This is a genomic window from Streptomyces sp. NPDC048507, assembly GCF_043199995.1.
GTDB lineage: Bacteria > Actinomycetota > Actinomycetes > Streptomycetales > Streptomycetaceae > Streptomyces.
This window is the reverse complement of the sequence record NZ_JBICWZ010000006.1, coordinates 334,670-357,308: the sequence shown is the minus strand read 5'-3', so window position 1 is coordinate 357,308 and position 22,639 is coordinate 334,670. Positions and strand designations below refer to the sequence as shown.

Below are 22,639 nucleotides of genomic sequence, written 5' to 3'. Positions count from 1 at the left end.
GGGCGACAAAATCACCGGAACGCGGCACGGGAGACACCACCCAGCTCGCCCGCACGCGCCCCGGACCTGCCTGTCCGAACCACGAAGGCGAAGCCCCGAATGAGTGACCGCACCTTGACCACGGCCCCAGCCGAGGCGTCGTCCCGCCATGTCGACGCCGGTGACGAGGGCTACAGCAAGGACCTCAAGTCCCGCCACATCAACATGATCGCGATCGGCGGGGCGATCGGCACCGGCCTCTTCCTGGGTGCGGGCGGCCGCCTGGCCGGCGCCGGACCCTCCCTCGCCATCGCCTACGCGGTGTGCGGGGCCTTCGCCTTCTTCGTGGTCCGCGCCCTCGGCGAGCTGGTGCTCTACCGCCCCTCCTCCGGGGCCTTCGTCTCCTACGCGCGCGAGTTCATGGGGGAGAAGGGCGCCTACACAGCGGGCTGGCTCTACTTCCTGAACTGGTCCACGACCACGGTGGCCGACATCACGGCCGCCGCGACCTACGCCCACTTCTGGTCGCTGTTCACCGACGTCCCCCAGTGGGTGCTCGCCTTCATCGCCCTGGCCGTGGTCCTGACCGCGAACCTGATCTCGGTGAAGTACTTCGGCGAGATGGAGTTCTGGTTCTCCCTGGTCAAGGTGGCGGCCCTGTCGCTGTTCCTGATCGTCGGCATCTACCTCGTCGCCACCAGCCACGACATCGGCGGCCACACCCCGGGCCTGTCCAACATCAGCGACAACGGCGGCCTCTTCCCGTCCGGCGTGCTCCCGATGCTGCTGGTCATCCAGGGCGTCGTCTTCGCGTACGCCTCCGTCGAGCTGTGCGGCGTCGCCGCGGGCGAGACCGAGAACCCCGAGAAGATCATGCCCAAGGCGATCAACTCGATCATGTGGCGCGTGGGCATCTTCTACGTCGGCTCCGTGGTCCTGCTCGCCCTGCTGCTCCCGTACACCGAGTACTCCGGCGACCAGAGCCCTTTCGTGACGGTCTTCGACAAGCTCGGCGTCCCCGGCGCCGCGGGCATCATGAACCTGGTCGTGCTGACCGCCGCCCTCTCCAGCCTGAACTCCGGGCTCTACTCCACCGGGCGGATCCTGCGCTCGATGGCGATGTCCGGCTCCGCCCCCAAGTTCACCGGCGTCATGAACAAGGGCAGGGTCCCCTACGGCGGCGTCCTGTTCACCGCCGCCTTCGGCATCGCGGGCGTCGGCCTGAACTACTTCATGCCCTCGGACGCCTTCGAGATCGTCCTGAACTTCGCCTCGCTCGGCATCCTCGGCACCTGGGCGATGGTCATGCTGTGCTCGCTCCACTTCTGGCGCCGCGCCCGGCAGGGGCTGCTGGAGCGCCCCTCCTACCGTCTGCCCTGGGCCCCCTACACCCAGATCGTCACGCTGGTCTTCCTCGTCACGGTCCTGGTCCTGATGTGGTGCGACGGCGGCGTCGGCCGCACCACGGTGCTGTTCGTGCCCGTCATCGGCGCGGCCCTCGTCGGCGGCTGGTTCCTCGTCCGCCGCCGCGTGGCCGAGCTCGCCGCCGCCCGGGGCTGACGCCCCGCGAGCCCCGCCCGCCCCGCACCCGACGCACGACCCCGGAAGGCCCCCGCACGCCCGTGCGGGGGCCTTCCCGTCGTACGGGCCCCGCACCGGGCGCCGGGCTACCCGCAAGTAGCCAGGACTTTCACGACATTCCTCCGGATGATTTCGCCAAGAATTTACCGCCCGCCCTCTGGGCATTCCCGTGTGACGAGCGCCACAGCATATTCCCTGGACGTGCCACCTCGGCACGTCTCTAATAGATCTTCGTGTCCGGCCGACGATCTCGGCCGGGTATCCACGGGGGAAATTCCCGAATCTTCGTTGGCAATGGCGCTGAACGAGAGGTCGGAGCGGTGTCAGTGATCCTGACGGTCGAGAAATGGTCCGGACAATTCAATCCGAGTGACATGGTGCGGCAATGCTGAGCCGGTTGCTCCCGAAGCGCGGCCCCGCCCGCACGCTCACCGGCGTCACGCTGGTGCACACCCTCGGGCAGGGCATGTGGATGGCGCTGAACGCCATCTACGCCACGTCCGTACTCAGGCTCTCGCCCGGCGAGTTCGGCATCGGAGTCGGTGTCGCCGCGGGCGTCGCGCTGGCCCTGAGCACCCCGAGCGGCCACCTGGCCGACCGGATCGGCCCCCGGGCCGTCCAGATCTGGTCCTTCCTCGCCCTCGGACCGCTCACCGCGGCCCTGCTCCTCGTCGACGGGTTCCGCCAGTACCTGCTGGTGCTCTCCCTCCAGGCCGTCGCGTACAGCGCCAGCCGCAGCGCCCGGATGGCCATGGTCGCCGGACTGGTTCCGCCCGAGGACCGGGTCTCCGTCCGCGCCTACCTGCGGGCCACCAGCAACGTCAGCGTCTCCGCCGGCGCCGCCCTCGCGGGCCTGGTCCTGGTGGCCGACACCCCCGCCGTCTACCGGGCGGCCGTCGTCCTCAACGCCTGCACCTACCTGGTCACCGGCCTGCTCACGCTGCTGCTCCCGGCCGTGCCGCCGCAGCCCGCCAGACCGGGCCCGGCCCTGGTCGTCCTGCGCGACCGGCCCTTCCTCGCCTTCGTCGTGCTGGACGGCCTGCTCTCCATGCACAACCTGCTGCTGGACGTGGTCCTCCCGCTCTGGGTGCTGCACCACACCGGCGCACCCCGCTGGATGATCGCCGTCATCCTCATCACCAACACCGTCGCGGTGGTACTGCTCCAGGTCAGGGCCGCGCGCGGCACCGACGAGCCGGGGGCCGCGGCCCGGGCGTCCCGGACCGGCTCCCTGTGCCTGGCCGTCGCCTGCGCGGTCTTCGCCCTGACCGAGGGCGCCTCCGCGGCCGTCGCCTCCCTCCTGCTGGTGGCCGGCGCGCTGGCCCACGTACTCGGCGAGATCAGACAGTCGGCCGGCAGCTGGGGCATGTCCTTCGGCCTGGCGCCCGAGCACGCCCAGGGCCAGTACCAGGGCACGGCCGCGATGGGCGCGGACCTCGGCAAGATGATCGCGCCCGCCGTGCTGACCTGGCTGGCCATCGAGCACGGCGCCGTCGGCTGGCTGGTCATGGCCCTCGGGTTCGCCGTGGTCGGCGCCCTGATGCCGCCGGTCGCCCGCTGGGCCGAACGGAACAGGAACTCCGTGCGCCCCCGCGTGCATTCCGTTCCGTAAACGCAGCTCCACTTCATCCCGCATTCCGTCAATCAGACCTTTCCGTTATTCCGTCATTCCGTCATTCCGTGTGCCGTCCCGGGTCCCGGGTTCCTCCGGCATGCGCGTAATCCGTACATCCGCACTTCCGGAGACCTGTGCGCAATTCAGGACACCTTCCGCGCACCCCACCGCGCGGGAATGCCGGTCCACCGCGCCCGCAGGCCGAAAACAGTGCCATCGAACGAGGGGAATCACGTCCGTGGGCGAAATGCCTGCCGCCACATCCGCCGCGCCCGAAGAGACGACGACCGCCGCCGCCCCCGCCCTCCAGCTCCCCGTCCGGGACACCGGCGGGCGGGAGGGGCGATCCCCGCGCACCCACGCCTGGACCGACAGCGCCCTCCAGCCGCTCGCGGAGTTCGTCGGGACCAGGGGCCTGGAAGCCGCCGAGCTGTTCAACGCGGCCTTCACCGTCCTGCTCCACCGCTACAGCGGCCAGGACGACCTCGTACTGGCCCGCGCCGGCGGACCGGCGGACCCGGGCTGCGGCCACCCCGTCGCCGTCCGCTCCCGGATCGGGGACGACGTCACCTTCGCGGCCCTGACCGCCGCCCTGTCCGCCCGGCACCGCGCCGCGGCCCGCCGGCCCGCCGCCGGCCCCGCCGACCTCGGCGCCGGACTGCGCGCCGGCTTCCTCAGCCGCGACACCACGGCGGACCCGGCCGCGCGAGCGGACCCGCGCCCCGAGGGCTTCGACCTCCTCCTGGAGGCGGAGCAGGCCCCGGGCACCGTCCGCTTCGCCCTGACCTACGACGCGAGCCTGTTCACCGAGGCCTTCGTCGCCCGCATGGCCGCCAACTACCGGACCCTGCTCCTCGACGCCTGCCGACGCCCCACCACCCCCGTCACGGAGCTGGCACTCCTCTCGGAGGAGGAGACCCGCCACCTGTCGGCGGCCCTGGAAGCCAACGCCCGGCCCTACCCCCGCGACACCACCCTCCACGCGCTCGTCGAGGCCCAGGCCGCCCGCACCCCCGGGGCCCCGGCCGTGGAGTGGCGGGGCACCACCCTCACCTACCGCGAGCTCGACGAACAGGCCAACCGGATCGCCCGCGCCCTGCTGGCGCGGGGCATCGCCCCCGGCTCGCGCGTCGGAGTCAGCGTCGCCCGCACCCACCGCACCGTCTGCCTCCTGCTCGCCGTCCACAAGGCCGGCTGCGCCTACGTCCCCCTCGACCCGGCCTACCCCGCCGACCGGCTCGCCGGCATCGCCGCGACCGCCGACATGGCCGCCGTCGTCCACGACTCCGACGCCGGCACCGCCGCCTGGCTCGACGCCGTACCCGCGACCGCCCTGCCCTGGGACGAACTGTGGGAGAAGGCCGGAGCCGAACGCCCCGACCCCCCGGAAGCCGGCGCCGACCCGGCCGCCACCACCCACCTGATCTACACCTCGGGCTCGACCGGCCTGCCCAAGGGCGTCGTCATCAGCCACCGCAACGTCGCCGCCCTGCTCGCCTGGGCCCGCGACACCTACCGGCCCGAGGACCTCGCCCGGGTGCTCTTCGCCACCTCCCTCAACTTCGACCTCTCGGTGTTCGAGCTCTGGGCCCCACTGGCCACCGGCGGCAGCGTCGTCGTCGTGGACAACGTCCTCGCCCTCACCGAGGACGACGGCCTGCGCCCGACCCTGGTCAACACCGTCCCCAGCGCCCTGAACGTGCTGCTCCAGCGGTCGGCCGTGCCCGCCTCCACCACGGTCCTGAACGTCGCCGGCGAACCCCTCGCGAAGGAACTCGTCAACGCCGCCTTCGCCCACACCGGCGTGGAGCGGCTCTACAACCTCTACGGGCCGTCCGAGGACACCACGTACTCCACCTGGAAGTGCTTCACCGGCCCCGTCACCCAGAGCCCCACGATCGGCGTCCCCCTCCCCAACACCGCCGCCCACGTCCTCGACGCACGCGGGCGGCAGGTGCCCCGCGGCGTCGTCGGCGAACTCCACCTCGGCGGCGACGGCCTGTCCGGCGGCTACATCAACGACCCCGGACGCACCGCAGCCGCGTTCGTCCCCGCCCCGCCGCACCTGCCGGCCGGCACCCTCTACCGCACCGGCGACCTGGCCCGCTGGACCGAGGACGGCGAACTGCGGTTCATGGGCCGCAAGGACAACCAGGTCAAGGTCCGCGGCTTCCGCGTCGAGCTCGGCGAGATCGAGTCCGTGCTCCGCGAAGCCGTCGGCCTGAGGGACGTGGCCGCCCTCGCCGTCCGCAAGGACGACGACACCCGCCTGGTCTGCTACGTCGGCCTCGAAGGCGCCGACGTCCCCGTCGAGACGATGGCCGGCCACCTGCGCCGCAAGCTCCCGCACTACATGCGGCCCGCCAAGATCCTGGTCGAGGACCGGCTCCCGCAACTGCCGAACGGCAAGGTCGACCGCAAGGCCCTGGCCGCCCGCGCGATCGACTGGAACGTCAACGGGGGAGCCGACGGCGCCTTCACCACCGACGACCCCGACGAGGCCGCCGTCGCCGCGGTCTGGAGCGACCTACTCGGCGTCGCCCACCTCGGCGCCGACCGGGACTTCTTCTCCATCGGCGGCCACTCCCTCCTCGCCAACCTCCTCGCCGCCCGGCTCGGCGACACCGCCGGCCACACCGTGCGCGTCGCCGAGATCTACGAGCACCGCACCCTGGCCGCCCAGGCCCGGCTGCTGCGCGACAAGCGCGCCCGGGCGGCGGCCGCCCCCGCCACCGCCACGACGGGGGCCGCCGCCCGGCAGGCCGCCGTGGCCGAGACCCTCCACGAGTCCGGCCGCGGCCACGGCGTCCCCGGAGCCGCCGCGGCCGTCTACGCCGACGGCACGCTCAGCCGCACCTACTACGGCGTCGACGACATCGAGACCGGCGCCCCCCGCGGCGCGGACTCCCGCCAGCGCGTCACCTGCATCACCAAGCCGATGCTGGCCTTCACCGTGCTCCGGCTCGTCGACCGGGGCCTGATCGGTCTCGACGAACCCCTGGCCCCCCTGCTGCCGAAGGCGTTCCGGCGCGCCGACGGCCGCACCGTCGAGGTGACGCTGCGCCAGCTCCTCTCCCACACCAGCGGCATCGACGACTCCTACGAGGTCTGGCACGACACCGCCCTCCCCGACCTCGACCGCTACCTCGACACCTTCTCCGGGTACGGACAGCTCTTCGAGCCCGGCGAGGTGTTCGCGTACTCGGCCTGCGGGACCTCCATCGTCGCCGGGCTCATCGAGAAGCTCCTCGGCGTCCCCTGGCGCCGCGCCGTCAACGACCTGCTGCTGACCCCCCTCGGCATCGAGGAGATCCCCGGAACCCTCACCGAGGGCGGCCACTACGGGGACACCGTCTCGGCCGGCTACCTGTGGAGCGAGAGCGGGCAGCGCTACGTCCGCCACGACCCGCCGCCCCAGACCGTCGCCGACGACGCGGCCGGCTCCTTCTCCGTCTGCCTCACCCTCGACGACCTCGCCAAGATCGCCCTCCTCGCCCTGAACGACGGCGTCACCCCCGACGGCGAGCGGCTGCTCTCGGCCGCCCTCGCCGCACAGATGCGCACCCCGCAGATCGACGTCCCCGGACACCACTTCATGCACGCCTGGGGCCTGGGCTGGCTGATGTTCGGACCGACCGCCTTCGGCTTCAACTCCAACGGCAGCGGCCACCACAACTTCATCCAGATCTTCCCCGAGCAGGGCACCTTCCTGCTCCTGCTCGCCAACGCCTACCCCGCCTTCGGCCTGTACGAGGACCTCCTGCGGGCCCTGACCGGCGAAGGCCTCATCCGCACCGGCCGCCCCTTCGACCTCGACCTCGACGCCTGCGCCGGCCTCTACGACTCCGACGGCTACCGCCTGAACGTCCTGCGGGGCGGCGAACACCTCGGCTACGAGTACTCCGAGCGCGGCCGCGACGGAGGGTGGCGCCGGCTCGACGAGGGCGACCTCGTCCTCTCCGGCGCCGGCGGCTTCAGCTCCATGTCGAAGAACAACGTCCTCGCCGGCTCCATCTCCTTCATCCCCGCCCCCGGAACCCGAAACCCCGCCTTCGTGCGGATCGGCCAGCGATTCGCCAGGAAGGTCCGATGACAGCGCACCGCGAAGCACCCCGGCACGTCCTGTTCGTCACCTGGAAGACCGGCAACGCCCCCGCCTTCGAGGCGGCCAAGCGGCTCGGCCACGAGGTGACCCTCATCCGCTCCCTGCGCATGGAGAAGTCCCAGAACATCGACTTCGACGCCTCGCCCTACGGCGCGTACGTCGACACCGTGCACGTCCTCGACGACGCCACCGACCACGAGGCCCTGCGCGCCCTCGTCCTCGACGTCCACCGCCGCCGCCCCGTCGACGGGTTCGTCGCCACCGTCGACGCCCTCGTCGTGCCGGTCGCCCGCATCGCCGAGGAGATCGGCGTCCCCTTCACCTCCGCCCGCGGTGCCGAGGCCGCCAAGCTGAAGCACCGCTGCCGCGAGGTGCTCGCCGCCGCCGGGGTCGACACCACCCGGCACGCCGTCGTCACCGGCTTCGCGCAGGCCGCCGCGTTCGCCGGGGTCACCGGCTACCCGGTCGTCGTCAAACCGGCCCGCGGCTCCGCCAGCGAGGGCGCCCACGTCGTCCCCGACGAGACGGCACTGCGCGAGGTCCTGACCCGGGCGCTGGCCGACGACGCCACCTACGAGGCGGGCATCCTCGTCGAGGAGTACCTCGGCGGCCGGTTCCTCTCCGCCGAGATCGGCCTCTCCCACGGCCGCTTCCTGCGACTGGCCGTCAGCGAACGCTCCACCTGGCACCGCCACGAGGCCCTGGAGACCGGCACCACCATCCCCGCCGCCATCGGCGCCGAGGACCACGCGGCCGTCATGGACTTCGCCGAAGCCGTCGTCGCGGCCCTCGGCCTGCGCCTCGGCGTGTTCCACGTGGAGATCATGCTGGGCGCCGACGGCCGCCCCCGGCTCATCGAACTCAACCCGCGCATCATGGGCTCCTGCCTGCCCAACCTCTACCGGCTGGCCGGCGGCGGCGACATCTTCGAACTGCTGGTGCGGATCCACCTCGGCGAGCGGATCGAACCGCAGCCCCCCGCCTTCACCCGGTACGCGACCGTCCGCTGGTTCGGCGCCGCGGACCCCGCCCCCCGCCCCGACCGCGTGCCCGCCCTGGACTGGGCGGCCGCCGAGTACGGGGACTGCCTGCACGCGCTGACGGTCCGCTTCCCGGACGGCGACGTGCTGCCCGCCTGCCGGGGCAACCTCGGCAACTTCGGCGAGGTACAGGTCGTCCACGCCGACCACGCGACATCGATCAGGATCGCGGAGCAGATCGTCGGACGGACGGCGGACCTGCTCGGCATCGAGGTGACGGGATGACGATGACGACACCCACCACGGCCCCGGCCCCCGCCCCGGCCCCCGCCGAGGCCGCCCCCTGCCGGCCCTTCTTCGCCGAGACCAGGGCCCAGCTGGCCCGCCTCGGCCTGCCCGGCGCCGACGCCCCCGCCGGCGAGGGCTCCGGGAAGACCTTCGACGACGGCTGCCACTTCCGCGTCGAGGTGCCCACCGTCAACTCCGTACAGGCCGCCGAGACCCTGCTCTCCCAGAGCCGGCGCCGCGGATTCACCATCAACCGCATCACCGAAACCCGCGGCATGTACCGCCACACCGCCCGCGAGATCACGCAGTACGTGGCCCTCGGCCGCGAGTACGGCGCCGAGATCCTGATGTCGGTGGGCCCCCGCGCCAGCTACGACACCGGCGGCAGCGTCCAGACCCCCGAGGGCGTCCGCATCGGCTACCGGCTGCGCGGCCAGGAACAGATGGTCCGGGCCGTCGAGGACGTCAAACGCGGCCTCGAACTCGGCGTCCGCGGATTCGTGGTCTACGACGAGGGCCTGCTGTGGGTGCTCAACCGGCTGCGCACCGCCGGGGAACTCCCCGCGGACATCCACCTCAAGGTCTCCGCCCACTGCGGCCACGGCAACGCCGCCTCCGCCCAGATGCTGGAAATGCTCGGCGCCGACAGCTTCAACCCCGTCCGCGACCTCACCCTCCCGATGATCGCGGCACTGCGCCAGGCCGTGTCCATCCCGCTCGACTGCCACGTCGACAACCCCCGCATGTCCGGCGGCTTCGTCCGCACCTACGAGGCCCCCGAATTCGTCCGCGTCGCCGCCCCGATCTACCTCAAGACCGGCAACAGCGCCCTGGAGGGCCACGGGGTCAGCCCCACCCTCAGCCAGCTCGACGACATCCTCCGCCAGGTCGAGATCGTCACCGAGTTCCTCGGCCGCCACCACCCCGAGGCCCGCCAGAGCCCCTCCGGCCACCACCTCGCCGGCACCTGAGCCCCGCCCGCACACAGACAGAGGTCACCAGCATGTGCCGCATCTACGGCCACTTCGGCGCGGAGCCCGTCGACCGCGACGTCCTGCACGCCGTCGCACGGGCGATGCACCAGGGCGGTCCCGACGACCAGACCGTCCACACCGCCCCCACCTGGGCGCTCGGCAACAACCGGCTCGCCGTCCAGGGCATCGGCCACGGCCGCCAGCCCTTCGTCCTCGGCGACATGACGTGCGTGTTCAACGGCGAGATCTACAACCACCGCGAACTGCGCGCCGAGCTCGCCGCCGCCGGCCACCGCTTCGAGGGCGACTGCGACGGCGACGTCCTGCTGCCCCTGTACGAACGCCACGGCGACGCCTTCGTCTCCCGCCTGGAGGGCATGTTCGCGATCGCCGTCGTCGACCGCCGCGCCGAGCCCTGCCTGAAGCTCTTCAACGACCACGCGGGCATGAAGTCCCTCTACTACCACCTCTCCGCCGACGGCCGCCGCCTCAGCTTCGCCTCCGAACTGCGGGCCCTGTCCCGCTTCCCCGACTTCCCCGACACCCTCGACCCCCTCGCCATCGACCGCTACCTCGGCGGCCGGGCCGTATGGGGCCCCGAGACCGTCTACGCCGGGGTCCGCACCCTGGCCCCCGGCACCGCCCTGCGCTTCGCCGACGGCCGGCTCACCGCCACCCGCACCCCGCTCGCCCCCGCCGAGGTGGACTGGCCGGACACCGGGCCCGGCCTCACCGCCGCCGCCTCGATCCTCGACGGGCTCCTCCAGCACGAACTCACCCGGATGCTCGACGCCGACGTGCCCGTCTGCGTCATCACCAGCGGCGGCCTCGACTCCAGCTACACCTCGGCGATCGCCGCCTCGGTCGTCCCCGACCTGGCCTCCTTCAACGTCGCCTACCGGGGCGACTGGCCCGCCGACGAACGGCACTTCGCCGCCGAGGCCGCCCGCCACAGCGGCACCCGCCACCACCAGGTACTGCTCGATCCGGCGGACTTCCCCGCCCTCGTCGACCGCTTCGTACGCCACCTCGACCAGCCGAACAACGCCCCGCACAGCCTCAGCACCTTCGCCCTGTTCGAGGCCATCCACGAAGCCGGGTTCAAGGTCGCGCTCACCGGCGACGGCGCCGACGAACTCTTCGGCGGCTACGCCCGCTACGTCAAGGCCGCCCGCGACGGCTCCGCCACCTGGCACCGCGGCTACCAGGACACCATGGCCGCCATCGGCACCACCACCCTGGAGCGGCTCTACACCCCCGCCCACCGCGCCCACCTCGCCGCGCACGGCGGACTCTTCACCGACCGCACCGGCGACGCCCTCGACCGCCGGGTCCGCTCGGGGGAGCGCGCGGGGCGGGACAAGCTGGAGACGCTGCTGCGCTACGACCAGGACGAACGCTTCCCGTACTACATCCTGCGCCGCGTCGACCACCTGAGCATGGCGCACTCCGTCGAGGCCCGGATCCCCTTCCTCCAGCCGGCCGTCATGCGCTTCGCCCACGCCCTGCCCGCCGGGCTCAAGGTCGTCGGCGACACCGTCAAGGCGCCGGTCGCCGAGGCCGCCCGCCGCTGGGTCCCGCGCAGCGTCATCGACCGGCCCAAGCAGCCCTTCACCCTGCCCATCGCCGCGATGATCAAGCCCGGTGAGGCGCTGCACGAGCTGATCGGCGACACCCTCCTCGCCCCCGGCGCCCGCTACCGCGACCACGTCCGCCAGGACGTCGTCCGTGACCTCTTCCGCATGCAGTCCGAGACCCCGGGCGCACACACCGCGGAAGTCCTCTGGTCCCTGCTGATGCTCGAAACCTGGCTCTCCGCCAGGAACCTCACCCCGTAGGAGACAGACATGTCGCAGTCCCCCCAGCCCATCCGCTCGCTGCTGGCCGGCGTCACCAAGGACGACATCCGACGCGATCCGTTCCCGCACATCGTGATCTCCGACGCGCTGCCCCGGCCGCTCTACGACGCCCTGGCCGCCACGATGCCCGACGTCGACTACATCGGCACGCGGATCGGCAAGGAGATCACCTCGAACGAGCGCTACAACTACATGTCCGAACCCATCCTCCGGGACGAGGCGATGGCCCGGGTGTGGAAGGACTTCGTCACCTACCACTCCTCGCCCGAGTTCTACGCCCAGTTCCTCGACCTGTTCCAGGACGACCTGCTCGCGAACCTGCCCGACGCCGAGAAGCAGTGCGGCCCCCTGCGCGACCTGCGCGTCGGCCGCCGCAACCGGGACGGCTTCGACACCCACGACATCCTCATGGACTGCACCGCCGTCATCAACTCGGCCGTCACCGGCCGCCCCTCCGCCTACCGCGGCCCGCACGTCGACAAGCCCTACAAGCTGTTCGGCGGACTCTTCTACATGCGCCTCGCCGAGGACGACGCGACGGGCGGCGACCTGGTCCTCTACAAGTACCGTGAGGGCGCCCACAAGTTCACCACCAGCGCCTCCGAGTACGGCGACAACCGGTTCGACATCGATCCGCAGTACGTCGAGGAGGTCGCCACCGTCCCGTACCGGAGCAACACGCTCGTGATGTACCCGATCAACCCGCTGGCCCTGCACGGTGTGTCGGTGCGCAGCCTCACCCCCCACCAGCGGCGCTTCGTCGCCCTCGTCGGTGATCTCCAGAACCCGCTCTTCGACCTTGCGCTCTGAGGTGCCCCCCTTGCTTCCCTTCGACCAGCGAACCGGTCACATCTGGCTCGACGGCGCCCTCGTCGACTGGGCCGGGGCCAGGCTCCACGTCCTGACCCACGGCCTGCACTACGCCAGCAGCGTCTTCGAGGGCGTCCGCGTCTACGGCGGCGCCCCCTTCATGCTCCGCGAGCACCTCGCCCGGCTGCGGACCTCCGCGCGGATCCTCGACTTCGACCTCGAACACGACGAGGAGACACTCCACCGGGCCACCCTCGACGTCGTCGCCAAGGCGGGCATCACCGAGGGCTACGTCCGCATCAACGCCTGGCGCGGCTCCGAGGTCATCCAGACCGCCGCCCTGCACACCTCCGTGCACACCTCGGTGGCCGCCTGGGAGATCCCGGCCGGCTACTACGCGGCGGCCGACGCCCTCAAGACGGGCATCTCCCTCGTCACCGCCGAGTACCGCAGGCCCTCCCCGCTCTACGCCCCGGTCAAGAGCAAGGCCGCGGGCAACTACATGATCGGCACGATCAGCAAGAACCACGCCCTGCGGGCCGGTTTCGACGACGCGCTGCTCCTCGACGACCAGGACAACATCGTGGAGGCCACCGGCGCCCACGTCTTCTTCACCCGCGGCGGGACGCTCCTGACCCCGACCACCCGGTGCACCATCGACGGCATCACCCGGGCCTGCGTCCTGGCCATCGCCGGGCACGAGGCGATCCCGTACGAGATCACCGACCTGGGCCGCGATTTCCCCGCCGAGGCCGACGGCGCCTTCATCTGCGGCACCGCCTGCGAGATCCTCCCGGTCTCCCGCATCGACGACCACCACTACGACCTGACCGGCAACGACGTGATCGGCCGGCTGATCACCGGCTACCACGACCTCATCGCGGGCCGCAGCCCGGTGGAAGTGCCGCACACATGGGGGCGCTGACCGCCCTGGAGAAGCTGCTGCCGGTGGTCCTGGCCTTCGGCTGCGGCGTCCTCCTCGCACGGCGCAAGGTCGTACCGGCCGAGAGCTCCAAGGCCTTCGCCGACTACGCCTTCCTCTTCGCGGTGCCCTGCTACCTGTTCGGCAACATCTACGCGAGCGACCTGGCCGCCCTCTTCGACTGGCGGGCGATCGGCGGCTACGCGGCCACCGCCGCCTGCGCGGTGGCCGTCGTGGGCGTCGTGGCCCGGCTGTCGGGCGTGCTCGACCCCCGGGGCGTGGCCCTGCGGATCATGGCGGGCGTCCAGGTGAACACTGCCTACTTCGCCGTACCGGTGTTCATCATGCTCTTCGGGAACGCGGCGCCGATCTTCCCCGTGCTGCTCTTCCAGGTCTGCGTCCTGTCCCTGGTCGTCATCTCGATCATGGAACTGGGCCGCCCGGAGCACACCGGAGGGCCCGGCGCCCGCCTGGCCCGGGCCGTCGGGGCCTCCCTCGTGACGCCCGTCGTCCTCGCCTGCAACGCGGGCATCCTGCTGAACCTGCTGTCGGTGCACCTGCCGAAGGCGGTCCTGGACAGCTTCGCCTTCGTGGGCGACAGCGCCTCCCCGGTGGCCCTGTTCGCCCTGGGCCTGCACCTGGGCGGAGCGGGCCTCAGCCTGCGGGGCACCACGGCGGAGGAGGTCTGGCTCGTCGCGTTCAAGTGCCTGGTCTTCCCCTTCATGGCCTGGGCGGTCTGCCGCTGGGTCTTCGGCGTCGACGGCGACTGGCTCGCCTACCTCGTCCTGATCGCCGCGATGCCGGCCCCGCAGAACCTCTTCATCTTCGCGCAGCGCTACGACGTCGACGTGGCCATGTCGGCGGAACTGGTCGTCAAGAGTTCCCTCGCCTCGCTGCTCGTGCTGCCCCTGTGGGTGCAGTGGACCGTCCACTTCGGCTGACGCCGCGGCGGCCGGTCCCGCACCGGGGCCACCACGCTCCCCTTCCCCCCTCCCTCCTCCTTCCTCTTCTCCTTCACCCCACGATCCGAGAGGCGGCTCACAGCCGTGCCCCAGACAGCACAGACCAGCAGGATCACCGTCCGCCAGGTCGCCGGCCACATAGGCGCCGAGATCTCCGGCGTGGACCTGGGCGCGGACCTCGACGACGCCACCATCGCCGAGATCCGCCTGGCGGTCCTCACCCACCGCGTGGTCTTCTTCCGCGACCAGGACCTCGACCACGCCCGCCACATCGCCTTCGGCCGCCGCTTCGGCGCCCTCACCCGCCGCCCCGGCAAGAAGCACGGCGTCTCGCCCGAGGGCTTCCCCGAGATCCTCACCGTGGACGCCAAGGCGGACGTCGAGCGCTACGGCAAGAACTTCGAGGAGCACTACCGCCGCAAGTGGGTCTCGCCCATCGCCGGCTGGCACAGCGACCTCACCCAGGCCGTCAACCCGCCCGACCTGTCCATCCTGCGCGCCGAGACCACCCCGTCCTTCGGCGGCGACACCCAGTGGACCAACACCGTCGCCGCCTACGAGGCCCTCTCGCCGCAGCTGCGCGACCTCGTCGACACGCTCAGGGCCGAGCACGCCTTCTTCAGCGCGGTCCACCTGCGCCACTCCGACGCACGCGACCGCGGCATCCTCGACATCTACTGCGCGGACCCGCAGGTCGCCGTCCACCCGGTGGTCCGCGTGCACCCCGAGACGGGGGAGAAGGCGCTCTTCGTCAGCCCCGGCTCCACCACCCGGATCCAGGGCTTCAGCGAGCTGGAGAGCCGCCACCTGCTCGACCTGCTCCACCAGCACATGACCAGCGCCGAGTACACCGTGCGCTTCCGCTGGGAGCCGGGCAGCGTCGCCTTCTGGGACAACCGGAGCACCTGCCACTTCGCCCCCACCGACTTCGGCCACCTGGACGTGGACCGGATCATGCACCGTGTGACGGTCCTCGGCGAGCCCGCCACCGGCCCCGACGGCTTCACCTCGGAGCTCGTCGCGGGCGACCGGCTCGGAGCCTGGTAACCACCCCGGGAAACGAAGAAGGACCCCGCCGAAGCGGGGTCCTTCTCTGTGGTGTCCGAGGGGGGACTTGAACCCCCACGCCCGATAAAGGGCACTAGCACCTCAAGCTAGCGCGTCTGCCATTCCGCCACCCGGACAAGGTGTCTGTCTCGCGTCCCTCGCGGGCCGTTCCGACGTGGAAAACATTACCAAACATTCCGGGGTCCTCGATCACACCCCCCGGTGACCGGGGATCGCCCTTGGGGAGAGCGGCCCGGGGCGCGAGGATGGGGAGGTAGCCGGTACTGATCAATGGGAGGAACAGCGTGAGCGAATCGGGCGCGGGCAAGACCGTCTCCGGCCAGGACGAGGTCGTCGACCTCTGCCGGGACCTCATCCGGATCGACACCAGCAACTACGGGGACCACTCGGGCCCGGGCGAGCGCAAGGCCGCGGAGTGGGTCGCCGAGAAGCTCGCGGAGGTCGGGCTGGAGCCGCAGATCTTCGAATCGCACAAGGGACGCGCCTCGACCGTGGCCCGGATCGAGGGGGAGGACCCCTCCCGCCCGGCCCTGCTCATCCACGGGCACACCGACGTGGTCCCGGCCAACGCCGCCGACTGGACGCACGACCCCTTCTCGGGCGAGATCGCCGACGGGTGCGTGTGGGGCCGCGGCGCGGTCGACATGAAGGACATGGACGCGATGACGCTGGCCGTCGTCCGCGACCGCATGCGCAGCGGCCGCAAGCCCCCCAGGGACATCGTGCTCGCCTTCCTCGCGGACGAGGAGGCCGGCGGCATCTACGGCGCCCGCCACCTGGTGGACAAGCACCCCGGGCTCTTCGAAGGGGTCACCGAGGCGATCGGCGAGGTCGGCGGCTTCTCCTTCACCGTGAACGAGAACCTGCGCCTCTACCTCGTGGAGACGGCCCAGAAGGGCATGCACTGGATGCGCCTCACGGTGGAGGGCACCGCGGGCCACGGCTCCATGACCAACAACGACAACGCGATCACCGAGCTCTGCGAGGCCGTGGGCCGCCTCGGCCGCCACCAGTGGCCGGTGCGGGTGACCAAGACCGTACGGTCCTTCCTCGACGAACTCTCGGACGCCCTCGGAACCCCGCTCGACCCCGACGACATGGACGCCACCCTGGCCAAGCTCGGCGGCATCGCCAAGATGGTCGGCGCCACGCTGCGCAATTCGGCCGCCCCCACCATGCTCGGCGCCGGGTACAAGGTCAACGTCATCCCCGGCCAGGCCACGGCGCACGTCGACGGCCGCTTCCTGCCGGGCTACGAGGACGAGTTCTTCGCCGACCTCGACCGGATCCTCGGGCCGCGCGTGAAGTACGAGGACGTGCACGGGGACAAGGCCCTGGAGACGGACTTCGACGGACGCCTCGTGGACGCCATGCAGGGCGCCCTGAAGGCCGAGGACCCCATCGCCCGCGCCGTCCCGTACATGCTCTCCGGCGGCACGGACGCGAAGTCCTTCGACGACCTCGGCATCCGCTGCTTCGGCTTCGCGCCGCTCCAGCTCCCGCCGGAGCTCGACTTCGCCGGGATGTTCCACGGAGTGGACGAGCGGGTGCCGGTCGACGGACTCAAGTTCGGCGTGCGCGTCCTCGACCGGTTCATCGACAACGCCTGACGCCGGGAAATCGAGAACGTGTGCGCATTCCACTGAGAAGAGTGAATGCACTCATACGCTCGTAGCCCCGGTGATCCCTCCTCGTTACAGGTGGTGCGGTCCGCGGCTGGGACCGCACTTGCCTACTAGGAGGAACAATGCTCAAGAAGGTTGTCGCCGCTGCGGCTGCCACCGGTGGTCTGGTTCTCGCGGGTGCCGGCCTCGCCGTCGCCGACGCGGGCGCCCAGGGTGCGGCCATCGGCTCCCCCGGTGTCCTGTCCGGCAACGTCATCCAGGTTCCGGTCCACGTGCCCGTGAACGTCTGCGGCAACACGATCTCCGTGATCGGCCTGCTCAACCCGGCCTTCGGCAACACCTGCGTCAACGCCTGACGCGTCTGAAGTCCTGGCCCCGGAGCGCACTCCAGCGCTCCGGGGCCGCCGGGCTTTCCGGCCCGGAACCACGATCTTCGGCGTAGCAGGCGGGGGAGCCTGTACGGCCTGTACGTCGACCGACACGTACGACGACACGTACACACCAGGGGACGAGTACAGATGCGACGACCTGTTCAGGTCACGAGGAAGACGCTGATCACGATGGCGGCGGCGGGGGGAGTCCTCGCACTGGGCGGCGGCTACGCCCAGGCGGCCTCCGGAGCGTCCGGGCACGCCGCGAACTCGCCGGGCCTGCTATCCGGCAACACCGTGCAGGCGCCCGTGGACGCGCCGGTGAACGCCTGCGGGAACTCCGTGACGGTCATCGGGGCCCTCAACCCGGTCTTCGGCAACCGCTGCGCCAACGCGTCCGGTACGCCGCAGCACCCGGGCCACCCCGGGCACCCCGGGCACCCGGGCGGCGGTGACGAGCCCTGCGACGACGAGCCGGGCACCCCGGGCCACCCGGGCACCCCGGGCGGTCACCACCCCGGCAACCCGGGCACCCCCGGCGGTCACCACCCCGGCAACCCGGGCACCCCCGGCGGTCACACCCCGGGCCACCCCGGCGACCACAACGGCGGCGGCGACGCCCCGGGCACTCCGGGCGGTGGCACTCCCGGTACGCCCGGCACTCCGGGCGGTGGCACTCCGGGCACTCCGGGTGGCGGCACCCCCGGCACCCCCGGCAATCCCGGCGGTGGGACCCCGGGCACGCCCGGCGGGCAGAACCCCGGGACCCCGGGAACGGGAACCCCGGCCACGCCCGGCGGCCCCGCCGGCCAGACCCCCGTCACGCCCGGCCAGGGCACCGGCGGGCTCGCGGCGACCGGCGCCGGTGACGTCCTCTCGGCCGGCGTACCGCTCGCGGGCGGTCTGCTGCTGGCCGGGGCCGTGCTCTACCGCCGCGCCCGCAAGGCCGCCTGACCGGCACCCCGACGCGGGCCCCGGGCCGGGGCCCGCGTCACCAGGTCGCGCGGACCTGGCGGATGATCCGGCGGCGCAACCGCACCCGTCGGCTGCCGTCCCGGTACAGGGCCAGGCGGTCCAGCTCCCAGTGCCCGTACTCGGCATGGTCGGTCAACAGGCGGGTCGCCTCCTGGCGGGAGGTGCCGCGCGGTACGTACACGTCGACAAATTCGTATTCCGGCATCGCATCTATTGTGCGGGCACGGGCCCGCTACGGATAGCGTCTGCACTATGTCTGATGCCGCTCTGCCCACTGTTGCCGAGGTACGCGCCGCCGCCGAGGCGGTCAAGGCCGCTCTCGACCGTCACCTCGCCGCGGTCGAGAGCAGGATCGGGGACGAGGACCCGGCCGTCTACGCCGCCTTCAACGAACTCGCCGCCGCCGCCGAGGAGTACGACGAACTCCTCTACGACCGCTACGACGAGGTCACCCCCTTCGAGATCCCCACGCCCGAGGACGGGGTCGCCTACACCGGTCCCGCCGAGCCCGCCGCGTTCAGCGTGCTCATCCGCCGCGACTACGCCGTGGTCGAGCCGGCCCGGCTGATCGCCCAGGCCGAGCGGGTCGCCGCGCACGACCGGGACGCCGAACTCGTCGACGACGGCAGCACCGCCGGAGCCCTCGGGGTGCTGTTCGGGGAGTACGAGCCCGACGAGATCGCCTCCCGGTACAAGGAGTTCGGGCTGGAGGAGGGCGACTCCACCCTCTGGATCGCCGCCCTGGAAGAGGTCGCGGAACCGGGGGACTGGCTCAACTCGCCCTTCGGGCACGTCGATCAGCAGGACGTCCTGCACCGGTTCGACGTGAGTTCCGTCTTCGACGAGGACGAGGACGGGCTGGAGGACGCGGACTTCGACGAGGACGAGGAGAACGCCGAGCCGGGACTGACCCCCGCCTGAGCCTCCGTCACCCACCGCGCCCCCGGCCGCCGTTGCCGGCCGGGGGCGCGGACCGGGCGGGTCAGACGGACTGCTCCTGGGCGGCCGTCAACGCCCTCAGCAGGCCCGTCAGCCGCGTCGTCCGCGGCTTCGGCAGCACCTCGGCCACCGCGCGGGGCAGCGCCTGGTCCACCCCGTGCACCACGGACAGGTGCCGCTCGGCCCGGCCGAACGCCGTGTACACCCAGTCCCGCGACAGGGCCTCCGCCGCGTCACCCGGCAGCACGACGACCACCGCCGGCCAGCGCGCGCCGACGGCCTGGTGCGCCGTGAGGGCCCAGCCGTGCCGCACCCGGGACTCCACCCGCTCCCGCGGTACGACGACCCGCCCGCCCGCGGCGTCCAGGTGCAGCCCCTGCGCGTCGGCCGTCACCACCCGCGCCGGGAGCGCCCGCCCGGGCGACGGCACGTGGACCACGCGGTCGCCGGGGTCGAATCCGCCGAACCGGCCCGGGCCGGGGTTGAGCCGCTCCTTGAGGGCCGCGTTCAGCGCGCGGGTCCCCGCCGAGCCGCCGTGGCCCGGGGTGATGACCTGTACGTCCTGCGCCTGGATCCCGAAGGCGCGCGGCACCGACTCGCAGACCAGCTGCACGGTGCGGTGCACGGCTTCCCCGGCGTCGCGCACCGGGACGATGACGATCTCCTTGCCGGGGGCGTCGACCTGGTGCAGCTCCCCGATCCCCACCCCCGACACCAGCTCGCCGAGCGGGCCGGGATCCGGCGTCCGGGACACGATCCGGGGACAGGCGGCGGCCGCCAGCACGTCGGCGAACACCCGCCCGGGCCCCGCCGATCCGAGCACCCCGGGGTCACCGGAGAGCACCAGACGGGCTCCGTCGGGCACCGACTCGACGAGGGCCGCGGCCGTCTCCACGTCCAGCTGCGGGGCGTCCAGCACGACGAGCAGGTCGAGCTCGAAGCGGCCGTCGGCGTCCCGCCCGGGGCCCTGGGCGCCCGCGAGCAGCTCCGCGACGCCCACGGCGTCCCCGGCGTCCCGGGCTTCCCCGGCCGGGCCGTGCGCGGCCAGCAGGGCCCGCAGGCCCAGCTCCCCGGCGGCCGCCAGCAGGGCCGCCGGCTCGGCGCGGGCCGCCTCGCCGCCGGTGTGGACGACCAGGCCGTGCCCGGCGACGGCCCGGATCAGCTCGGCGCCGGGGCCCCGCTCCGCCCGCGACCAGTCGGCCGCCGGGCCGAAGGTGGCGGACAGCCGGGCCAGGCCGTCGGCGAGGCTCTCCTCGGCCAGGGCGTACTCCTCCAGGCCCACGAGGACCCGTACGGGCCGCTCGTCCTCGCCGTCCTCGTCGCCCGCGTCGTCCCCGTCACCCTCGTTCCGTCCGGGCTCGCCGAGCGGTTCGTGGAACACCAGCACCGCGCCGTCCCCGATGGCCGCCTCCAGGGCTTCGGCCGGGGCCGGTACGCCGTACTGGGCCAGGGCCTTCTCCAGCACTGGCGCCTCCAGCGCGGTGTGCCCCTTGAGCGCGGCCCGGGCGAGCAGCCAGCCCAGCAGGGCCGTTCCGCGGCGCGGGTCGGCGGGGCCGGCCTGCGGACCCAGCAGGGCCTGCGCGAAACCGTCCGCCTGCGCCGGGCGGACGCCGGCGACCGAGAGCAGCAGCCAGGGGTCCTCGGCGAGGCGCTGCGCGGCGCCCTCACCGAGGGCCTCGGCGGCCGGTCCCGCCAGCGCCTCGGGGGCGCCGCCACGGGCGAGCAGGGCCCGTACGGCCCCGGTGTCCTCGGCGGTGGGCGCGGCGGGCGCGGGCACCGCGGCGGGCCGGGGGGCCGGGGGAGCGGGGGCCGCCCGGCGGGGGGCGGGAGCCTCGTCGAAGAACACGGCGGAGGGCGGCTTGCCGCCACCCTCCACGGCCCGTACGGCGGCCAGCAGGTCGGCGGCCCGGCCGCTGAGCTTGGCTCCGGCGTCGACGGGGCCCTCGCGCTCGGCCTTGCGCCGCGCGATGCGCTCCCGCTCCACCTTCTGCGCCGCCAGCTCGGCCTGCGCCTCGCTCACCCCCGGCGCAGCCTCCACCCCGCCCGCACCCGGCTCGGCCCCGGCCCCCGCCCCGTCGGCCGCCGCCTCGGAGCCGCCCGGCTCCGAGCCATCGGCAGGGGCTGAGGCGTCCGGCATCGGGTCCACCCCGTCCGCCGCCGCGTCGGCCCGGGCCTCCGCCTCGGAGCCCTCGGCCGCCGGCTCCGACCCGGTGGCAGCCGCGTCAGCCCCGGCCTCCGGCTGCGCCCCGTCGGCCTCCGCGTCGGACCCGTCCGGCACCGGCTCCGACCCGTCCGGCGCCGCGTCGGCTTCCGCCTCCGCCGCGTCCGGCGCCCCGTCGGCCCGCGGCTCCGGCGGGCCGTCCCCGGCGGCGGCCGGCCCCGTCTCCTCGGCTCCGCCGGGCGCGGGCGGCTCCGGCGCGGAGTCCGGCGCGGAGTCCGGCGCGGAGTCCGGCGCGTCCTCCGGCGCGGGCGCCCCCGCGTCGGCGGTGGGGGCGGGGGCCTCGGGGTCCGTGCTCACAGCGTGCTCCAGTCCTGATCGGGATAGCGGTGCACGGGCGCCGACACGTCGTCCAGCGCCCGGCAGATCTCCTCCGGAAGACTAAGGGCCTCCACCGACAGCGCCGCCCCCAGCTGCGCCGCCGTCCGCGCGCCGACGATGGGGGCGACCACCCCCGGCCGGTCCCGGATCCAGGCGAGCGCCACCTGGAGCGGGGTCACCGCGAGGCCCTGCGCGGCCGTCACCACCGCGTCCACGATCCGCCCGGCCGGCTCGTCCAGGTACGGGTCCACGAAGGCGGACAGGGACGGCGACGCGCCCCGCGAACCGGGCGGGGTGCCGTCCCGGTACTTGCCCGTCAGCACCCCCCGCCCCAGCGGCGAGGACGGCAGCAGGCCGACGCCCAGGTCCAGCGCGGCGGGCAGCACCTCGCGCTCCACGCCCCGCTGGAGCAGCGAGTACTCCATCTGCGTCGACGCCAGGCGGCTGCGCACCCCCGGCGCGGCCAGCTGCCAGGTCGCCGCCTTCGCCAGCTGCCAGCCGCTGAAGTTGGAGACCCCCGCGTACCGGGCCCGGCCGCTGCTGACGGCCAGGTCCAGCGCCTGGAGGGTCTCCTCCAGCGGGGTCGCCGGGTCGAAGGCGTGCACCTGCCAGAGGTCCACGTGATCGGTGCCGAGGCGGTCCAGCGAATCGTCCAGGGCGGCGAGCAGGTGACCGCGCGAGCCGTCGAAGCGCCGGTCCGGATCCGGCACGCTGCCCGCCTTGGTCGCGATGACCAGGTCCCGGCGCGGCACGAGGGAGCCCACCAGCTTTCCGAGGAGGTACTCCGCCTCACCGCCGCCGTACACGTCGGCGGTGTCGACGAGCGTGCCGCCCGCCTCCCAGAACGTCCTCAACTGCTCGGCGGCGGCTTCCTCGCCGGTGTCACGGCCCCAGGTCAGGGTGCCGAGGCCGAGCCGGGAGACGCGCAGTCCGGTGCGGCCGAGATGCCTCTGCTCCATGAGCGCTGAGACTACTGCGGCACTGACGCCGGACGGCCGGGCGCGCTACAGTCCCCCGCAGACCCACGTTACTGATCGGTAGACAGCA

Annotated in this window: 17 protein-coding genes and 1 tRNA gene; 14 read left to right on the top strand and 4 right to left on the bottom strand. The window is 72.9% G+C overall.

From position 1 onward, the window contains the following. Positions 1-99 precede the first annotated feature (99 nt). From ACGFXC_RS19610 to ACGFXC_RS19565, 10 genes are all read left to right on the top strand, one after another. Positions 100-1,539: an amino acid permease gene (locus tag ACGFXC_RS19610; RefSeq protein WP_393714366.1), complete on the top strand. Its 1,440-nt coding sequence runs from the start codon at positions 100-102 to the stop codon at positions 1,537-1,539. Positions 1,540-1,945: 406 nt separating this feature from the next. Continuing rightward, positions 1,946-3,172, top strand: coding sequence for an MFS transporter (locus ACGFXC_RS19605; protein WP_393714364.1), 1,227 nt, complete (start codon positions 1,946-1,948; stop codon positions 3,170-3,172). Positions 3,173-3,422: 250 nt separating this feature from the next. Next, positions 3,423-7,268 carry an amino acid adenylation domain-containing protein gene (locus ACGFXC_RS19600; protein ID WP_393714362.1) on the top strand — a complete coding sequence of 1,282 codons (3,846 nt, stop codon included), beginning with the start codon at positions 3,423-3,425 and terminating at the stop codon, positions 7,266-7,268. Continuing rightward, positions 7,265-8,545 (top strand): ATP-grasp domain-containing protein, encoded by a 1,281-nt coding sequence (locus ACGFXC_RS19595; protein WP_393714360.1) that lies wholly within the window; start codon positions 7,265-7,267, stop codon positions 8,543-8,545. The genes ACGFXC_RS19600 and ACGFXC_RS19595 overlap by 4 nt, the downstream gene beginning before the upstream one ends. Continuing rightward, complete coding sequence (locus tag ACGFXC_RS19590) at positions 8,542-9,519, top strand: peptidase (protein WP_393714358.1); 978 nt, start codon at positions 8,542-8,544, stop codon at positions 9,517-9,519. The genes ACGFXC_RS19595 and ACGFXC_RS19590 overlap by 4 nt, the downstream gene beginning before the upstream one ends. 32 nt (positions 9,520-9,551) lie before the next feature. After that, on the top strand, positions 9,552-11,360 hold the full coding sequence (gene asnB, locus ACGFXC_RS19585; protein WP_393714356.1) for an asparagine synthase (glutamine-hydrolyzing): 1,809 nt from the start codon (positions 9,552-9,554) through the stop codon (positions 11,358-11,360). Between the two features lie 9 nt (positions 11,361-11,369). Further along, entirely contained in the window at positions 11,370-12,191 is an 822-nt protein-coding gene (locus ACGFXC_RS19580; RefSeq protein WP_393714354.1) for a hypothetical protein, read from the top strand. A 10-nt stretch (positions 12,192-12,201) separates the two neighbouring features. Beyond that, on the top strand, positions 12,202-13,116 hold the full coding sequence (locus ACGFXC_RS19575; protein WP_393714352.1) for an aminotransferase class IV: 915 nt from the start codon (positions 12,202-12,204) through the stop codon (positions 13,114-13,116). Continuing rightward, a complete protein-coding gene (locus tag ACGFXC_RS19570; protein ID WP_393714350.1) occupies positions 13,104-14,054 on the top strand; it encodes an AEC family transporter in 951 nt (316 codons plus the stop codon). Before ACGFXC_RS19575 ends, ACGFXC_RS19570 begins: the two co-directional genes overlap by 13 nt. A 105-nt stretch (positions 14,055-14,159) precedes the next feature. Beyond that, positions 14,160-15,122 (top strand): TauD/TfdA dioxygenase family protein, encoded by a 963-nt coding sequence (locus ACGFXC_RS19565; protein WP_393714348.1) that lies wholly within the window; start codon positions 14,160-14,162, stop codon positions 15,120-15,122. Positions 15,123-15,171: 49 nt separating this feature from the next. Here ACGFXC_RS19565 and ACGFXC_RS19560 read toward each other — a convergent pair. Then, positions 15,172-15,259 (bottom strand) — tRNA-Leu (locus ACGFXC_RS19560). Positions 15,260-15,427: 168 nt separating this feature from the next. Here ACGFXC_RS19560 and ACGFXC_RS19555 point away from each other — a divergent pair. The 3 genes from ACGFXC_RS19555 (at position 15,428) to ACGFXC_RS19545 (ending at position 18,093) form a co-directional block, all read left to right on the top strand. After that, positions 15,428-16,753, top strand: coding sequence for a M20/M25/M40 family metallo-hydrolase (locus ACGFXC_RS19555; RefSeq protein ID WP_393714346.1), 1,326 nt, complete (start codon positions 15,428-15,430; stop codon positions 16,751-16,753). Positions 16,754-16,890: 137 nt separating this feature from the next. Next, the gene (gene chpH, locus ACGFXC_RS19550) at positions 16,891-17,124 is read left to right on the top strand and encodes a chaplin ChpH (protein ID WP_362133708.1); all 234 of its coding nucleotides are present in this window, start codon (positions 16,891-16,893) and stop codon (positions 17,122-17,124) included. A gap of 162 nt (positions 17,125-17,286) precedes the next feature. Continuing rightward, positions 17,287-18,093 (top strand): chaplin, encoded by an 807-nt coding sequence (locus ACGFXC_RS19545; protein WP_393714344.1) that lies wholly within the window; start codon positions 17,287-17,289, stop codon positions 18,091-18,093. Between the two features lie 37 nt (positions 18,094-18,130). Here ACGFXC_RS19545 and ACGFXC_RS19540 read toward each other — a convergent pair whose 3' ends face one another. Further along, complete coding sequence (locus ACGFXC_RS19540) at positions 18,131-18,319, bottom strand: DUF5703 family protein (protein WP_351822455.1); 189 nt, start codon at positions 18,317-18,319, stop codon at positions 18,131-18,133. A 47-nt stretch (positions 18,320-18,366) separates the two neighbouring features. On the opposite strand from ACGFXC_RS19540, the gene ACGFXC_RS19535 reads away from it, so the two are divergent. Further along, positions 18,367-19,035 carry a hypothetical protein gene (locus ACGFXC_RS19535; RefSeq protein ID WP_393714342.1) on the top strand — a complete coding sequence of 223 codons (669 nt, stop codon included), beginning with the start codon at positions 18,367-18,369 and terminating at the stop codon, positions 19,033-19,035. Positions 19,036-19,096: 61 nt separating this feature from the next. On the opposite strand, the gene ACGFXC_RS19530 is transcribed toward ACGFXC_RS19535, so the two are convergent. Both ACGFXC_RS19530 and ACGFXC_RS19525 read right to left on the bottom strand, forming a co-directional pair. Beyond that, the gene (locus tag ACGFXC_RS19530) at positions 19,097-21,571 is read right to left on the bottom strand and encodes an ATP-binding domain-containing protein (protein WP_393714341.1); all 2,475 of its coding nucleotides are present in this window, start codon (positions 21,569-21,571) and stop codon (positions 19,097-19,099) included. Next, complete coding sequence (locus tag ACGFXC_RS19525; protein WP_393714339.1) at positions 21,568-22,551, bottom strand: aldo/keto reductase; 984 nt, start codon at positions 22,549-22,551, stop codon at positions 21,568-21,570. The genes ACGFXC_RS19530 and ACGFXC_RS19525 overlap by 4 nt, the downstream gene beginning before the upstream one ends. Between the last annotated feature and the right edge of the window lie 88 nt (positions 22,552-22,639).

Coding starts and splice junctions, on each gene's coding strand:
- ACGFXC_RS19610 (WP_393714366.1), top strand. CDS start 100: ATGAGTGACCGCACCTTGACCACGGCCCCAGCCGAGGCGTCGTCCCGC.
- ACGFXC_RS19605 (WP_393714364.1), top strand. CDS start 1,946: ATGCTGAGCCGGTTGCTCCCGAAGCGCGGCCCCGCCCGCACGCTCACC.
- ACGFXC_RS19600 (WP_393714362.1), top strand. CDS start 3,423: ATGCCTGCCGCCACATCCGCCGCGCCCGAAGAGACGACGACCGCCGCC.
- ACGFXC_RS19595 (WP_393714360.1), top strand. CDS start 7,265: ATGACAGCGCACCGCGAAGCACCCCGGCACGTCCTGTTCGTCACCTGG.
- ACGFXC_RS19590 (WP_393714358.1), top strand. CDS start 8,542: ATGACGATGACGACACCCACCACGGCCCCGGCCCCCGCCCCGGCCCCC.
- asnB (WP_393714356.1), top strand. CDS start 9,552: ATGTGCCGCATCTACGGCCACTTCGGCGCGGAGCCCGTCGACCGCGAC.
- ACGFXC_RS19580 (WP_393714354.1), top strand. CDS start 11,370: ATGTCGCAGTCCCCCCAGCCCATCCGCTCGCTGCTGGCCGGCGTCACC.
- ACGFXC_RS19570 (WP_393714350.1), top strand. CDS start 13,104: ATGGGGGCGCTGACCGCCCTGGAGAAGCTGCTGCCGGTGGTCCTGGCC.
- chpH (WP_362133708.1), top strand. CDS start 16,891: ATGCTCAAGAAGGTTGTCGCCGCTGCGGCTGCCACCGGTGGTCTGGTT.
- ACGFXC_RS19545 (WP_393714344.1), top strand. CDS start 17,287: ATGCGACGACCTGTTCAGGTCACGAGGAAGACGCTGATCACGATGGCG.
- ACGFXC_RS19540 (WP_351822455.1), bottom strand. CDS start 18,319: ATGCCGGAATACGAATTTGTCGACGTGTACGTACCGCGCGGCACCTCC.
- ACGFXC_RS19535 (WP_393714342.1), top strand. CDS start 18,367: ATGTCTGATGCCGCTCTGCCCACTGTTGCCGAGGTACGCGCCGCCGCC.
- ACGFXC_RS19525 (WP_393714339.1), bottom strand. CDS start 22,551: ATGGAGCAGAGGCATCTCGGCCGCACCGGACTGCGCGTCTCCCGGCTC.